This is a genomic window from Dolichospermum sp. DET69 (genome assembly GCA_017355425.1).
Classification (GTDB): Bacteria; Cyanobacteriota; Cyanobacteriia; order Cyanobacteriales; family Nostocaceae; genus Dolichospermum.
In genome coordinates this window covers 3,240,628-3,257,874 of the sequence record CP070233.1, presented here as the reverse complement: position 1 = coordinate 3,257,874, position 17,247 = coordinate 3,240,628, and the positions used below count along the sequence as shown (strand labels likewise).

General features: G+C 34.8%; 10 protein-coding genes and 1 tRNA gene. 9 read left to right on the top strand and 2 right to left on the bottom strand.

The features are described from left to right. Positions 1-603 precede the first annotated feature (603 nt). The 9 genes from EZY12_14870 to EZY12_14830 all read left to right on the top strand — a co-directional run bounded on the left by EZY12_14870 (position 604) and on the right by EZY12_14830 (position 14,407). Positions 604-1,791, top strand: coding sequence for an alanine racemase (locus EZY12_14870; GenBank protein QSX66121.1), 1,188 nt, complete (start codon positions 604-606; stop codon positions 1,789-1,791). 106 nt (positions 1,792-1,897) lie between these two features. Next, positions 1,898-1,979, top strand: a tRNA-Leu gene (locus EZY12_14865). Positions 1,980-2,726: 747 nt separating this feature from the next. After that, entirely contained in the window at positions 2,727-3,200 is a 474-nt protein-coding gene (locus tag EZY12_14860; GenBank protein QSX70680.1) for a hypothetical protein, read from the top strand. 38 nt (positions 3,201-3,238) lie between these two features. Then, a complete protein-coding gene (locus EZY12_14855; protein ID QSX66120.1) occupies positions 3,239-6,259 on the top strand; it encodes an N-6 DNA methylase in 3,021 nt (1,006 codons plus the stop codon). Between the two features lie 395 nt (positions 6,260-6,654). Beyond that, a complete protein-coding gene (locus EZY12_14850; protein ID QSX66119.1) occupies positions 6,655-7,152 on the top strand; it encodes a purine-binding chemotaxis protein CheW in 498 nt (165 codons plus the stop codon). Positions 7,153-7,214: 62 nt separating this feature from the next. After that, the gene (locus tag EZY12_14845) at positions 7,215-9,839 is read left to right on the top strand and encodes a GAF domain-containing protein (GenBank protein QSX66118.1); all 2,625 of its coding nucleotides are present in this window, start codon (positions 7,215-7,217) and stop codon (positions 9,837-9,839) included. Positions 9,840-10,064: 225 nt separating this feature from the next. Then, positions 10,065-12,974, top strand: a complete 2,910-nt coding sequence (locus EZY12_14840; protein QSX66117.1) for a hybrid sensor histidine kinase/response regulator — start codon at positions 10,065-10,067, stop codon at positions 12,972-12,974. Between the two features lie 33 nt (positions 12,975-13,007). Then, positions 13,008-13,502, top strand: a complete 495-nt coding sequence (locus tag EZY12_14835) for an NUDIX hydrolase (GenBank protein ID QSX66116.1) — start codon at positions 13,008-13,010, stop codon at positions 13,500-13,502. A gap of 71 nt (positions 13,503-13,573) precedes the next feature. Then, positions 13,574-14,407: an alpha/beta hydrolase gene (locus EZY12_14830; GenBank protein ID QSX66115.1), complete on the top strand. Its 834-nt coding sequence runs from the start codon at positions 13,574-13,576 to the stop codon at positions 14,405-14,407. A gap of 239 nt (positions 14,408-14,646) precedes the next feature. Here the strand turns inward: EZY12_14830 and EZY12_14825 are convergent, their stop codons facing one another. Continuing rightward, entirely contained in the window at positions 14,647-16,317 is a 1,671-nt protein-coding gene (locus tag EZY12_14825; protein ID QSX66114.1) for a bifunctional lysylphosphatidylglycerol flippase/synthetase MprF, read from the bottom strand. Positions 16,318-16,446: 129 nt separating this feature from the next. Continuing rightward, on the bottom strand, positions 16,447-17,241 hold the full coding sequence (gene phnE, locus EZY12_14820; GenBank protein QSX66113.1) for a phosphonate ABC transporter, permease protein PhnE: 795 nt from the start codon (positions 17,239-17,241) through the stop codon (positions 16,447-16,449). Positions 17,242-17,247 lie beyond the last annotated feature (6 nt).

Sequence of the window (17,247 nt, the reverse complement as noted above, 5' to 3'; positions counted from 1 at the left end):
CTTTTTCTAGTCCAGTCCGGCGTAAGTTAATGAACCATTCTGAATCTGTGAAAAGATTATGCTGTATTCATTAGAGAACTCCACAAAAAAGATGAACTGCTTGCAGCAGCGCTAGTTCCCTCCGGGACGCTCTCGCGTTCGCTATCCAATTTTGTGGGATGGGCATCTTGCCTGTCCCTGTATTATTAGGGGACCAGATGCCCGCACCACAAGAAATTTTGGATATTTCTTTAATTGGAAGTCTCTTAGACATCTCCAGAAATTAAATGTAGGTATCCTAGAACCCTCGTAGAGACGTTCCATGGAACGTCTCTACTATTCTAAATTCTTATATCTTGTCAATTGAAATTTTCCACCAACTCGAAAAAAAAATCGCCATAAAAGAGTATTTAGGGGTTGACATTTGATTTTAAATTTGTTATGATAAAACTGATAAGGAAGAACTATCTTCTAATAAATATTTGAGGATGCAGGCACACTAAATATTGCTCAAGCTACGATCTTGTATAAATTACCGGATCAAAGTTAAACTTCCTGATTAAAGTGATATGGCTTCTAGGGGATATCAGAAGCCTGTCGGTGGTGTGATAGGAGTGAAGTGCAATGTTAAGTCGCAAGCAAACCCCGATTTTTGCTGACAATCAGGAACGTGATACTTATGCTTGGTTTTCTCAGCGGGCTTGGGTAGAAATTGATTTAGGGGCCTTGTCTGGTAATGTCAAGCAGTTAGTAAAGTTTTTATCGCCACGTACCCAGTTAATGGCAGTTGTCAAAGCAGATGCCTATGGACATGGATCTGTAGTAGTCGCTAAAACAGCCTTAGAAGCAGGTGCTAGTTGGTTGGGTGTAGCGACTGTTCCCGAAGGGATTCAATTACGCGAAGATGGCATTAAAGCCCCAATTCTAATTCTAGGGGCAACTAACACACCAGAACAAATTCAGGCGATCGCTCATTGGCAACTTCAGCCAACATTGTGTAGTCCTAAGCAAGCTTTAGAATTTTCTAACACATTAGAAACTATTAATTATCATTCTTCTTTACCTGTACACATTAAGTTAGATACAGGAATGTCTAGATTAGGTACTAATTGGCAACAAGCAGCAGAGTTTGTTCAATTGGTACAAGGATTACCCCATTTAGAGATTGCTAGTATTTATTCTCATCTGGCAACGGCGGATAGTCCTGATGCTACAGTGATGGCAGAACAGCATAGACGATTTGAGGAAGCAATTGCACAGATTAAAGCAAAAGGTATCAAAATTCCTAGTTTACATTTAGCGAACTCAGCCGCTACCCTTACAGATTCAAGATTACACTATGACATGGTGCGGGTGGGATTAGCTATGTATGGGCTTTATCCTGCTACTCATTTACACAATCAAATCAAACTACAACCTGTTTTACAACTTAAAGCCAGAGTTACCCAAGTTAAAACCATAGCCGCAGGAACTGGAGTTAGCTACGGGCATCATTTTATTGCCCCTAGAGAAATGCGTTTGGCTGTCGTGGGGATTGGTTATGCAGATGGAGTTCCTCGTCATCTTTCTAACCAAATGGAGGTGTTAATCCGTGGACAGCGTGTGCCACAAATTGGCGCAATTACAATGGATCAAATCATGTTAGATGTGAGTTCTATACCCGATTTGCAAGAAGGGGAAATAGTCACTTTGCTAGGAAAACAGGGCAAAGAACAAATATCCGCTGATGATTGGGCAAATCGTCTCAATACCATTTCTTGGGAAATTCTCTGCGGCTTCAAGCATCGTCTACCTCGTGTAGCTGTGATGTAGAGGATTGGGGACATGGGGAAAAATAATACCCCATACCTTAATTTTCAATTTTGACTTATTTACCTATTGCCATAAATAATTTATTATGCTAAAGTAAGTTATTGATGCGGATATGGCGAAATTGGCAGACGCGCTAGATTTAGGTTCTAGTTCCGAAAGGAGTGAAGGTTCAAGTCCTTTTATCCGCACTTTTAGATTATTAAGGCTAAAAAAACAATATTTTTGTGTACAGTGACTAATTATATGTCATCGGTGACAAATCAGTGTCTCTGTGACTATTTTTTGTCGTTTTGATGGTAGTGACAAATTAATGTCGTGATTCCTTTTTGGGGCGATAGCGAAGCGCTGCTGCAAGCAGTTCGCGTGCATCAACAATTGAAGGATAATCTGAAAAGCTTTAGCAATGTTGTAGAAAACTATTAATTCATATTTTCCTTACTACATAGTATTCAACACTTAATTTTAATTCAGAGGGAACAGGGAACGGGCAACTTTCTAACAGGAAAAACTCATGTTTAAAAACATGAGATTGAAATAATGACACTGTTTTTTTCGTGATACGCATCTTGTCAAAACATCTTTTTTTTGACTGAAGCTCTAAACTGGTGCAAATGAGTGTTTCTTATCTGTTCCCTGTTCCCTGTTCCCTGTTCCCTTCTTTTGTCACAATTGTTTCTTGAAATGAGTTGCTTAACCGCTGAAAATTCTATAATTTGCATACCATAATTTTACGTAACTCTTGTGGGGTAGTCATCCTACCCTCCCTGGATGTGCAAATCAGAAGCGCAACAGCTTGAACCAGCATTAAAATTAATATTTTTAAACAACTATTTAAAAAAATCTTGTTTTAGGGTATGTTGAAAACAAGTGTTTAAAATCTAAACTAAAATTTAAACAAAATAGTGCTGTATGTTATATGGAGTACAAGTTTTTTTATGGCTAGTGGATTTACTAGACAAGAAACCATCGCTTTGACTAGCATAAGCTCTGGCAGACTAAGTTACTTAGACCGCACTGGGTTAGTAGTACCAGAGAAGTTTGGTAATCCTCAGCACCCTAAAGTCGTTTACAAGTGGCAGCAAATTCTAGAAATAAAAACCATTGAAAGATTAAGAGAAAAACTTTCATTACAAGAAACTAGAAAAGTTTTAGATTTTTTAAAGTCAAGAAATCATGAATATTCATTTTTTCAGCATCGCCTAGTTTTTGTTAATTCCCAACTTTATTTAATTGAAAATATGCAAGATTTTGGTTTAATGGTATTAGAAACATCGGGAAAGAATCAGGGACAAGTTGTAATTCACGAAATTGGAGAAATTGGAGATATCATTACAGAATTGACAATTGAAGCAGAAAAACATCATGTTTTAGATTTTGATAAACGTACAGGAATAGTTTTAAAGAGGTAATAAAAACACATACTAAGGATGGTAAGGAGAAACCAGTCATGAGTTCTAATATAGCTGCAAATAAAATATATCAGCGAGTAATGGAGCATACTGGCTTCTATCGTGATGGTGTACCAACTACAGGAGTTACAGAAGCGGAAGATATTCGCAAGAATTTAGAAAAGCGGATTAAATACAGTGCGGTAATTAATCCTGAGCAAATTAACGCTACAGCAATATATGAATTATCTGGTTCACCTTGTATTTATTTTACTCAATTAAATGAACCTAATCCTAGAGAGTTAGCTAAACTACATAAACTGTCTTGGAATCATGGTTTAGCTCCAATGTTGTGGGTAATTACTCCTGATGAAGTTTTACTTTATAACTCTTATTCTCAACCAAAAGAACAAGATGAAATTGATCCAAATCGGAATTTAATTGAGAAATTTAAAACAACAGAAAGCGACTTAGAACGTATGAATAAATACGCTAGTCGGTTGCAAATTGAATCTGGTGAATTTTGGCAGTGGGAAAAAGCTAGAAAAATTGATCGTCAACAAAGAGTAGATTCAGTTCTTGTCAAAGATTTGAATGACGCGGAGGAAGAATTGACCGAAAATCAAAAATTAGATCGTCAATTTGCTCACGCGCTTTTAATTCGTTCTGTCTTTGTTGCTTATTTACAAGATAGAGGTATTTTAAATCAAGACTTTTTTAGCAATCGCTTTGGAGTAGAATCGTTTAACCTATTACTAAATAATAAATTAGCAACTTATAATTTGTTTGAGTGGTTACAAACAATTTTTAATGGAGATTTATTTCCTGTTTCTTCACAAGAAAGAAATGCTGTAAACAACAAACATCTCAAAATTGCACAAGATTTAATAAGTGGTAAAGTAGATCCAAAAACAGGACAACTACGTTTATGGCGGTATTATGATTTTAAGGTAATTCCCATAGAATTGATTAGCTCAATTTATGAAAGTTTTATTTATGCTACAAATGCTAAATCAGCAAAAGAAAATAGTACCCATTATACACCTATCAATTTAGTTGATTTGGTACTTTCTGAAGTATTTAGAGAATTAGATGGTAATGCCAAAGTTCTGGATTTAGCTTGTGGTTCAGGTGTATTTTTAGTTGAATCTTTGCGGAGATTAGTTATTAAACGTTGTGCTAATGGAGAAATACCAACTCGTCATCTAATTCGGGAAACTCTTTATTATCAAATTTATGGCGTAGATATTGAACCAAAAGCAGTTCAAATTGCTGCTTTTAGCCTTTATTTGACTGCTTTAGAGTTAGATTATGAATTAGAACAAAATCGTCAATTAACAAATGATTTAAAATTTGAAAAGCTAATTGGTAAAAATCTATTTACTAGCGACATATTTAATGAAGAAGAAGAGTTTAACCAAATAGAAGTATTTGCACAGAAACAATTTCATGTAATAGTTGGTAATCCACCTTGGACAAAATCTCAATCAAATAAGTCAGCAGGAAAATATTGTCAGCGAAAGCGTCCTGAATCTGGTTATCCAAATGGCTATCCTACAGCTTATGGTACACCTCCAGATCAAGCATTTTTATGGCGTATTGGTGACTTTACCAATGATAAAACTTGTATTGGCTTAATTTTGCATGGTAAACCATTCTTTAGTAATGATGAAGCAGGTAAAAAAGCAAAACAATCTTTGCTAATGAGATATAAGCCAACAGTTATTATCAATTTGTCTAAATTGCGTCTAGATAATTTATTTCCTAATTCTAAAGCTCCAGCAATGATTTTAATAGCAGAAGGTAAATATTCAGAACAGAGAGATAATTTTTATTTTGTATGTCCAGAACGTTCTATGGATTTCCAACAACATGGAATTATAGAAATTGGAGCAGAACATATTAAAAAACTTCCTGTTTTTAGCACAGCATTAGATTCAGATATGCTGAAAATTGCTACTTGGAGTAGTGCTAGAGATATGTCCCTAGTTCAAAAATTACGATCTTTTTCAACTATTAGAAAAATTGCTGGTAATGAACTCAAAAATGGATTTAAAAATGGTAATTATCAAGCGGTACCACAAGAGTTGATGGGTAAAAAATGGTTAGAATCCGGCAAAATGCCTAAGTATCAAATGAACATAGATGACTTAGATATTTTGCCATATAATAAAATGGGAGCTTCAAGAAAGCCGGAAATTTACAAAGCTCCATTGGTTATAATCTCACAAAGTATTGATAGAAATAAGACATTTTCTGCTTTTAGTCAAGAAGATATTATTTACACACAAAAGTATTGTGGTATTTCTTTCTTAACAGAAAAAGTAGATATTGCTCACTATCTCAATGGTGTCATCAATTCGTCACTCATTAGCTATTTTTTATTTTTAACAGCTTCATCCTGGGGTATTGAGCGTGAAGAAGTTACAAAACAAGATTTAGAACGTATTTGTCTTCCTCAATTTAACAAAAATAATAAATTATTGATTGATCAAATTATTGAAATAGAAGGTAGATTGCGTCAATCTCACAGTAAATCTGTTGAAAAAGATTTAAAAAAACAACTTGATAAAGCTGTATTTGATCTCTATGATTTAAATGATGATGAACGTATTTTAGTTGAAGATACTACCCAAATCACGATTGATTTATATATGAATCGTGAAAAATCAGCAGCATTAAAAAAACCTAAAGCTAGTGATTTAGAAGCATACACTTTGAGTTTTATGAGTGTGATTGAACCATTTTTTGACACGCTCAAAGAAAGAAGTATAGCTGCTGATATATTTGATATTGCTAATACACCATTACAGGTGGTTAAATTTAGTATAGTACGGTATCCAGGTCGTGAACAAATTGTACAAACTATTCAGGCTGAGGATTTGATAACTGTGCTGCAAAGCATTGCGAAACAACTACCACCACAACTTGGTGATCGTGTTTTTACACGACGCAATTTAAAAGTTTATGTAGGTGAAAATATATATATCATTAAACCTCGTCAACTTCGTTACTGGAGTCGTTCTGCTGGGTTGAATGATGCTGATGCTGTTTTAGCTGAAAATTTAAGGATGAAATAAGTTATGTTGCCATTGGATGATTCAGGTACTGTTGGACAACGTACCTCATAAAACCGGGAAGTGCTGTAGGTTTTGTAATTGATAGTAAAGTTAATAGCTGTATTAATTTAATTTATGATCGCCTAAATAAATATACAACAGAAATTGCCTTAAAAGAAAATTGGACTGACGAGAAAAGCTTTGGTACACCATAAGAGGAAATATAATGTCCTGGGCGCTCATGTTGCCCACCCCACAAGAGTTATATTTTATTCGATGATGCAAATTAGATGTTTTTTAGCTTATTGACCAGAATAAAAGCAATATATCTCAAGTAAGGTAGTATGGGAGACAGTTAGGGAAACTCGTAGTTATCCCAGAAAGCGAAAATAAAATGATTTTAACTATACTCACTTATGAAAAAGTTGCAAATTGACTTAAACCATCAAGCCATGTATAACAGTCGAGAAGATGGTTATCTTAAATTTCAACTTAATCAACAAACTGGTGCTGTTTTATCCATTGCTCATACTCAAGAAGCAATTGTTGTACCCGTAACATCAGTTACAGCTATTCCTAATATGCCTGCTTGCATATTAGGATTAATGAATTGGCGCAGTCATATAATTTGGGTAGTTGATTTACCGAAGATGTTTAATTTAGAATGTCTTGATTATCGGCTGCGTCAGTATAATATCATTGTTATTCAAATAGAATCAATGATCTTGGGTTTGGTTGTCCAAGAAATTAAAGGTACAACCAAGTTTATCGCTGATGATCTTCGTTCTCCTGTAGGACAAGTAGCATCTAGTTTAGTCCCTTACTTATGTGGTTGTGTAGTGCAGCAAGAAGAAATATTATTGGTATTAGATGCAGTACATATTTTACGTTCAGATATTCTTTGTATTAACTAATAATTAATACTCGAAGAACGGGGTATTTTTTTTTGATTTTATAGCTGTGGTGTGAGGAAGATATGTTGAATAAAACTGATATCAAACAAAGTGGTAGTTCTCAAAATAAAGCATCTTTAATTTCTTCAGCGCAAGTTGTTGATATTAGAGGAGAAAATTCTATTTATAATAGGGCTTGGAATCATGGATTAGAATATTTACGACAATTTAACTTGAGTACAAAATCTATAATTTTGTCCATAGCTATTGGTACTTTACCAGTTTTGGGAATTGGGGTGATCACTTATATTTTTGGTAGTAAGTTAATTACAAAGCAAATTATTACATCCCAAGAAACTAAAGCAATTAACTTAAATGATGCAGTTAATAGTTTTCTTGAACAACGCTATGGAGATATTAAAGTATTATCTAGAATATCCTTTTTCAGTCCTTCTATTGCGGGGAAAAAAACAGGATCAGAAAAATCCAGCAACACACTCAAATTTAATTTCGGCACAATTAATATAAAAACACAAGCCTCCTTAGATCGCTTGATGAAAACTGGTAAAATTTATGATAGTGTAGCTGTATTTGATCTCAATGGACAAGTGATTATTCAATCAGAAGGAGAATATTTAAATCCAGAAAAACAACTTATCTATTTTCAAGAGGTAATTAAACAGAATACTGCTATTATTAGTCAACCAGAAATAGTTGAAAATATAGGCGCAGTAATTTATATAGCTGCACCAATTAAGGATAAAGTTCAGGGTAATACTATTGGTATAGTCAGAACTCGTATGCCTATAAAGGCTTTAGAAAAAGTAGTACAAGATTCTTTAGATGATACTAATCAATATTATTTTTTAGATAGAAAAGGCAGAATTATAATTAGCTCCTATCAAAATTTATTGGGTGAACAGTTGATAGGTATATATCCCAGTTTAGCTAATGTTTTGGGTGCTAAAGATATTGATACATTTACAGCCGTTGCCAAAAATAATCAACAGCAGCAACTAATTAGTTATGTACCATTCCGAAAATTATCAGGTTTACCGGATATCAATTGGCAATTAATTGTGGCGAAAAATGCAGCAATTGCCTTTAAGCCGCAAAGAGAATTTTTAACATTAACTGCTAGTACAACACCACTAATTGCATTATTGATGACGTTGCTTGTAGCTTGGTTAAGCCAGAGGATCAATGCTAAACTTGTTAATACATCTATAGCAGAAGTAAAGGATGGTGAAGAGCAAGTACATTTGAGTTTAGGTAAAAAACAAGAGGAAGAAGAAAGAGAAATTGAATGGATACAATTACTGTTAGAGATTACTAAAAAAATTCGTCTAAATCTTCAGTCTGAAGTTATTTATCAAACGGCAATTTCTGAAGTTAGTCAAGTTTTAAAAACAGACCGAGTAATCATTTATAAACTGCATCGTAAGACGCAAGCTGTAAAAGTAATTGCTGAATTGGTAATTGATGATTGCCAAAAAATGCTCGGTGTATACAACAATGATGCTCATTGGCGCGAACTTAGTCGAAATAGCCAGTTTGAGGCGATATCAAATATTGAACAAGAGTCAAGTTTAACGAGTAGTTATATTGAGTGGTTAAAGAAATTTTCTGTGCAAAGCATTTTAACAGCACCAATTTTGAGTCATGGAGAAATCTCCGGTTTCTTGATTGCTCATCATTGCCATAGTCCCCATATTTGGCAATCTGGAGAAATTAATTTTTTAACCCAAATTGCCACACAAATTGGCTATGCGTTAGAACAATCGTATCTACTGGCAGAAATTAAAAAATTAAAAGTACATGGTCAAGTAAACACTAATCAAGAAAGTTTGGAACTCCAGAATTTTCAGTATAGTATTCAGCCGATTGTGAACCAAATTCAACAAGCTGTTAGTGAAGTAAATGTTTATTTAGAAAAATTTACAGCAGAAGCAGTTATAGAACCTGAGAAAATGAACCGGAGCTTAGAAACCATTGATAATATGACTATTGCTATTCAATGTATTGCTGATATAGCACAGCAAGCTGTCACCATTGTTAATGATGCTAACCAGACAGCTACTAAAACTGAAGAAGCGATGGATTTAACATTGCAAAATATTTTATTTGTCCAAGAAACAGTTGATGAAATAGCTAAAAAAGTCAGACGTTTAGGGGAATCTTCTCAACAAATTTCCCGTGTAGTTTCCATAATTAATCAAATTGCTATGCAAACTAATTTGTTAGCAATTAATGCAGGAATTGAAGCTGCCAGAGCCGGTGAAGAGGGTCAAGGTTTTGCCGTAGTAGCGGAAGAAGTAGGAGAATTAGCCGCCAGAAGTGCAACTGCAACTCAAGAAATTGAGGAAATAATTGAGAAAATTCAACGAGAAACTGGTGAAGTATTAAAAACAATGACAATGGGAACTAATCAAGTCACCCAAAGCAGCGATATGATCACCAATGCCAAACATGGTTTACAACAAATTGTTGATATATCACAGCAAGTAGATACTTTAGTGCAATCAATTTTAAGTTCTACTACATCTCAAGTAGAAACATCACAAATTGTTAGTCAAACTATTAGGGATATTACTATTATATCAGCACGTAATAGTGATAATTCTCGTCAAGTTTCCCAATCTTTACAAAAAGCAGTGGACATTTCTCAGGAGTTAAAAGAGACTATGGAGACTTTCCCAGCTAATTGATATTCTCATCAATGAAGGGAACAGGGAATAGGGAATAGGGAATAGGGAACAGGGAATAGTTTTTCCTATTTCGGTGTTCGGTGAACTGGGAGTAAGAAACCCCGAATTCTATAAGTGGAGTGTTTCAGGTAGAGGTCTAAATCCCCCTTTTGTATTACTCCGGTGTTCCCTGTTCCCTCTTCATTTGTTCTGAATTAATAATTAATGACTAAGGACTAATGACTAATGACGAAAGATAAAGAATTGGAAATCCAGATGCAATTTCTGGAAGAAGCAACTGATTATCTCAATACTTTAGAGGGGGTATTACTGGAAATTGACACCAATAAACGTATTGACTTAGAACATATTAATGCTGCAATGCGAGCCGCTCATTCTATTAAGGGTGGAGCAGCTATGATGGGATTTCGGGTATTAAGTGATTTAGCTCATAGGTTGGAAGATGCTTTTAAAGTTTTAAAGACTCAAAAGGATTCCTTAGAACTTGATACTCATTTACAAAGTTTATTACTATCTAGTGTTGATTGGCTCCGACAAATTGTTGAGTTACTTGCCAAGGGGAATAATCTGGATAATGGTTGGTTGAGAGAATCTTGTTACCCAATTTTTGATGAACTTTATCAGCGTTTAGGTGAACCAACTCCAGAGGATATTACAACTTTACTATCATCAGAAGATGATCAAGAAATTATCCCTTTATTATTTGAAACTGAAGTTGAAGAGTATTTACAACATCTAGAAGCTCGATTAAAGAATAGTCATAAATCGGGATTAAGCGGAGAATTGGTAATGATGGCAACTGAGTTAAGTGGGTTAGGAGAAATGCTGAAATTAACAGCATTTACTCAACTATGTAAATCAGTTATTTATTGCTTAGAAACTTCTCCTGATCGTTCTGTAGAGATTGCCAATTTAGCATTAAAAGCATGGCGGCAATCGCAAACTTTAGTATTAAGTAATCACCGAGATAATTTACCAACAACAATTGATTTTGGTGAAGTTATTCATGATAATTTTCCTCATCTATTAAATAAGCAAGATTATTTATTGAATAAATCAGTTATTTCTGATTTTCAATTATTAGAAAATGTTGAATTATCTCCCGAAAGTGCTGATAGAGTATTAGCTTCAGAAAATCTCCCAATAGATTATAAATATACTGAACGCAAAAGTGATATTAATCCACTTCCTCTTCCTAAAGAAAGAGAAAATCAGGAAAATACAGTTAGGGTTCCTAGTAAACATTTAGAGAAAATTAATGATTTATTTGGAGAAGTCATTATTCAACGCAATGGGTTAAATGTGCAAATGGAAAGATTACGTAAATTAGTACGTAATCTCAGTCAAAGAGTGGAAATTCTTGATCAAGAAAATCAAGAACTGCGGACAGCTTACGCAAAAATGATAACTCATAATCATTTGCCAGAGGAATCAGCCAATCATGGTAATCAAGAAACGGAAAATAATTTTTTAGACCAAGATAGCTATCAAAAATTAAACTTGTTATCTCAGAATGTGATGGAAACTATTGTCCAAGTTGCAGAAGTTACCAGTGATATTCAATTGAGTGTAGATGACACAGACCAAATAGCCCGAAAACTGAATAAAACTTCTAAACAATTACAAAGACAATTAACCCAGGTAAGGATGCGTCCTTTTTCTGATTTAGTGGAGCGTTTTCCTAGAGCTATTAGGGATTTGAATGTAGAGTATGGAAAAAATGTGCAGTTAAAAATTGAAGGTGGTAATACTTTAATTGAAAGAGGCATTTTGGAAGCTTTAAATGAGCCTTTAATGCACTTGTTACGTAATGCTTTTGATCATGGAATTGAAGATCCTACCACCCGTCAAACTCAAGGAAAACCAGCACAGGGGTTAATTGAAATGAAGGCAGTTTACCATAGTAATCGCACGATTATTACTGTCCGTGATGATGGTCAAGGTATTTCTTTAGAAAAAATTCGTCATCAGGCTTTAAAAATGGGTCTGGATGATTCTTTATTAGCGAGCGCTAGTGATGAGGAACTACTATCATTAATTTTTGAACCAGGGTTTAGTACCTCGGAACAGGTAACAGCTTTATCTGGTCGAGGGGTGGGAATGGATGTAGTGCGGAATAATCTCAAGTTAGCGCGAGGAGATGTGAATGTTGACACCCAAGCAGGAGTAGGGACAAAATTTACTTTATCAGTACCATTTACGTTATCAGTAGCGCGGGTTTTATTAGTAGAGAGCGATCGCTTGGTGTTAGCATTTTTTACAGACGTAATAGAGGAAATTTTCTTACTGGAAAATGAGCAAATATTCTCCCAAGACGGCAAAGAATTTATTAATTGGCAAAATACTCAATTACCATTACTACGTCTCAATAGTTACTTTGACTTTAATTGCTCTCGCTACAATAACCTAGAATTAGAAACTCTGCCGATAATTAATGCTATAAGTGTATTGATAATCAAACATGATCATCAACAGGTCGCAGTGCAAGTAGAACGCTGTTGGGGTGAGCAAGAAGTGGCTATTCGTCAAGTAGAAGGTAATATTCCCCTACCTAGCGGTTTTAATAATTGTACAATTCTTGGTGATGGTCGGGTAGTTCCCCTGGTTAATACTAACGATTTGGTGTTATGGATTACAACTGGTGAACGTCCTCACATTAGTAATAAGTTACCAACAACAAGATTACAAACCGCATTCCTAAAACCGCCAAAAGTACCCACTGTAATCCAATCTAGTCGCCAAAAAGGGATAATTTTGATTGTTGATGATTCAATTAATGTCCGGCGTTATTTAGCCCTAACTCTGGAAAAAGGTGGGTATCAAGTAGAACAGGCTAAAGATGGTCAAGATGCTTTAGAAAAGCTGGAAAGTGGTTTACAAGTCCAAGCGGTAATCTGTGATATTGAAATGCCCCGTATTGATGGTTATAGTTTTCTAGAGCGAATTAACAACAATGCAGAATTAAGAAATATTCCTGTAGCCATGTTAACTTCCCGTAGTAGTAGTAAACATCGTCAGTTAGCTATGCAATTAGGGGCAAAAGCTTATTTTTCTAAGCCGTACAATGAGCAAGAATTATTACGGACATTAGAAGAAATAATTTTCCAGATTGCAGAAACAACAACATCAAATTAAAAATATATAGATTACAATGAAGCAGTTTTAAACTTGAATATTCTAGCTTTTTTTACACCAATGATTCAGTTCACTCGGAGCTTATGGAACTTTGGACAAACCGTATTGGGTATTATATTTCGTCATCCCATTACTGGTACAAGTATTATCCCCATTTTACCTGATGGTCAGATTGTCCTCGTTAGAAGAAAAGATGATGGCTGTTGGTCATTGCCTGGTGGTATGGTGGATTGGGGAGAAGATGTTCCTAATGCAGTTCGTCGAGAATTGATGGAGGAAACAGGGCTAGAAGTGGTCACAATTCGCCGTTTAGTAGGCGTTTACTCTTCACCAAACCGTGATCCTCGCATTCATTCTATCTGTATTGCTGTTGAAGTAGAAGTGCAAGGAAAAATGACGATAAAAGATCCTTTAGAAGTCATAGAAATTGCAGCTTTTCCTCCTAGTTCTCTACCCAAACCAGATATGTCTCACGACCATTTTCGTCAGTTACAAGACTACTTAAATGGCTTAACAACACTTGCTTAAAAATTAAACAATCAATCCAAAATCTATAATTGTAAATTGCAAAACTTAGAGAATTAAATCAGTAAAATAACATGAATCTTTTATTTCATAATTCCCGAATAAAACTGACTCAAGGGGTAATGTTTTGGCGTGAAGTTGGGTCAGGAATACCCATAGTGTTTCTACATGGTGCATGGAATGATGGTAGTGAATGGGTATCAACGATGGAATTATTAGCTAAAAATCTCCATTGCTTCTCACCAGATTTATTAGGTTTTGGTGAATCAGCAAATCCTAATATTCACCATTCTATAGATTTGCAAGTTGAATGTTTAGCTGATTTTTTAGCAGCTTTGAAATTAGGAAAAGTTTATTTAGTTGGTCATTCTCTAGGTGGTTGGATTGCGGCCAGTTATGCTTTAAAATATCCAGAGCAAATATTTGGTTTGATCCTATTAGCACCGGAGGGTGTAGCAGCGGAAGGAGAAAAACAGTATTGGCAAAAAAGACGAAGTTTATTTAATTGTCCACCATGGATAATTAAATTTTTACGTTTAATCCATCCTTTAATTAAATTGATTGGTTGGAAAAAAAGAATAGCTACGAATTTAGAGTTAAGAAAAACATTGTTACAATCTTCTACGGCTTGTCAATTACTTTTTAACCGGAAGCAAGCAGAAATAGCAGCAGAATTATTAGAAAAACACTTACCAGAAATTAAAGTTCCCTGTTTAATTTTACAAGGTGGTCAAGATACACAAATTGCTATATCAAGAAGTGATACTTATGCTCGACTAATCCCTAATATTCAGTTAAATAATATTGCTCATGGAGAAGATAATTTATCAGAAACTTGTGCTGGGGTTGTCGCTGAAGCTATTAGGGATTTTAGCCTTTTGGTACTTACTATGCAAAATAATAAATAAGCGCAAAGCTTTCAGTCTGGTAAAAGCCCTACTCAGTATTCTTTTTTCTTGTATAGACAAAGACGATCACATTACAGCACTTCCCGATGTTATGAGGTACAAGAACCCCACCCCCAACCCCCTCCCCGCAAGCGATGAGGGGGCTAAGATGTACCTCATAAGAGCGGAAACCGCTGTAAATTTGTTACAAAAACTTTACATGATGATAAATTTTGTGTTTATCTTGTCTTTACCCCTAATTAAGTCCCAGGTTTAAAATAATCAAGAAGGCGATCGCCAGAATCTGCTCTAATTAATGCAACAACTACATCAGGTAAAGCAGTTAAACTGGGATAAACTAAATAGCGTGATTCCCAACGGGGACGAAATTTATCTTTATAGGCGTGTAAACCCTTGAAGTTATAAAATTTGTTTAAATGCTGATAAAGATAGTTTAAAACTCGCTCTAATCGGCGTGATTCTGGGGTTTTTCCCACTCCAGCTAGAGCAGATAGTCCAAAATTGAACCCTTCACAACCTTGGTTTTGAAAATACTGAAGTATGGAAACAAATAAAAAGTCCATTGTGCCATTTTCAATAGACGGACGATATCGCATTAAATCAATGGTGACTTCATTAATCCCGAATCCAGGGACAATATTGGCAAAAGCAACTATTTTACCTTGAGAATTATATACTACAACAATTTGGTACTTCCGTAAATAAGCTTCATCAAACCAACCGAGAGAAAACCGCTTTTCTGAACTTCGTAACATTTTTAGCCATTCATCACTGACCGGTTTTAATTTGTGTAACAGGTCATTACTGATTGGTGGTTGGTAGAACTGAATCTGATATCCGAGTTTAGTTAAACGATGGATTGAAGGTCGAAAGTTTTTACCAGCTTTACCTTGCAAAGTAAAGGTTTTTAAATCAATTATTGCTTCTTCCCCAATCTTAATTACTTTAAATCCTAAAGATGTGTAAAGTTCAATATTATCAGGTAAAGTTTGGTAAAAAGCAGGATACCAATCATTCAGTAAACAAAATTGTTGGAAACCAATTATTGTTTCTTCTCTGTCTGTAACTGGTCCAATGGGATCTCCTAGCGCAATTGCACCTCTACCTTTAGGAACATAAGCAATTATACTCTGACCAGAAGGACTAAAATAATAATTTTTATCACTTAAAAGTGTAAAAGCTGCTAAAGAAGAATGTCCATATTGTTCCACAATTTCTTGAGCTTTTTGGTGATCTTTCAAGGTAGCAGGATAACGGAGAAATACGGGTTGCAATAGCATTAATAATGCAAAACTAATCGTACTAGCGGCGATTATATATATAGAATTGATAAAAAATATTGCAAACCGAGTTTTTGGTTCTAATCCCCAATTGTCCTCGGTAAAGAACATAGCTAGAGTTTGCAGTATGGCTGTAAGTAAATTAAAATCATGGGAAAATTTGTGATCTAATAAATAAAATCCAATTGTTCCATAAGCCAAAGTAAATATCACCGCACCTATTAATACCCGCACACCTCGGGCAATTGAAGGACGATCTGATTTAGCTGTGAAAACATGACGCATGAAAACTAATTGACATAATAAAATACCACATAAAATACTTTCTTCATAGTCCCAACCTTTTAATAAATGACTGATTATCGAAATAATTAATAACCCAATAGTTAATAACCAAGCAGCTTTTTTTCTGCGTAATAGGTTAGTAGCTAATGTCAATAAAATAAATCCTGTTAATGCTGCAAAAATATGTCCATTTTGACGAATTTCAAATGGGAGAAATTGTTTTAACCAGTGATTTCTTGCAGGTAAACTAGGTGTAACGGCTGATAACAAATTTACTATTCCAACTAAAGCTGTCAGAGCGGATGCACTCCTCAAAGCAAAATGAGTTTTTAACTGATTATTCATTACTGATTTATTACAGACTCAAACTAGGCAATGTTTCAACGACATAAATACATGACTACCTTACACAACTTTACATCATGATGAGTTTTGCGTGGATCTTGTCTTTACCCCAATCTGCCGTAATTAATTCTACATTGACTCTAAATACCGACGTAACTTACTACTAAACCAATCAATAACTGTAACTACTACTAATAGCACTAACATCATGGTTGTGGCTTTAGTATATTCAAAACCATCTATATAGCTTTTTAATTGAAAACCTATTCCTCCAGCACCAACTACCCCTAAAACTGAAGCAGCACGAATGTTATATTCAAACATCCACAGGGTATAACCTAATCCTAGAGGTAATATTTGTGGTAATATCCCATACTGGGCTATTTGTATTTTTGATGCTCCAATTACCTGTAAAGATTCTAAAGAACGATGATCTACAGATTCTATTGCTTGTTGATAAAATTTGGCAAGATAGCCAACAGTATATATTGATAGTGCTAATGTACCAGCGGGTGCGCCTAAACCTGTAGCAGCTACAAATATTAAACCTAAGATAATTGAAGGGACTGAACGAACAGCGTTTTGCAGTAGGTTTGCTATCCATCTTAACCATAAAGGGGCAACATTACTAGAACTAGCTATGGCAATTGGTAATGATAAAACTGCACCTATGGATGTTCCCCAGACAGACATCTGCACAGTTTCAATTAATCCTTTAATGGCAATATCTAAAACTCGCAAATCGGGAGGAAACAACCGAGAAATAAAATCTGTGATGAAAGGCAAACTATCTTTTAATAATTTGAAATCAACTTTTAATCCTTGTAATGCCCAAATATAAATTCCGATCATTAATAGGAAGACAAGTAAAGGAATAAACCAAGGATAACGATGGAAAATTTGCAATTTAGAAATATTTTTCATTGTTTT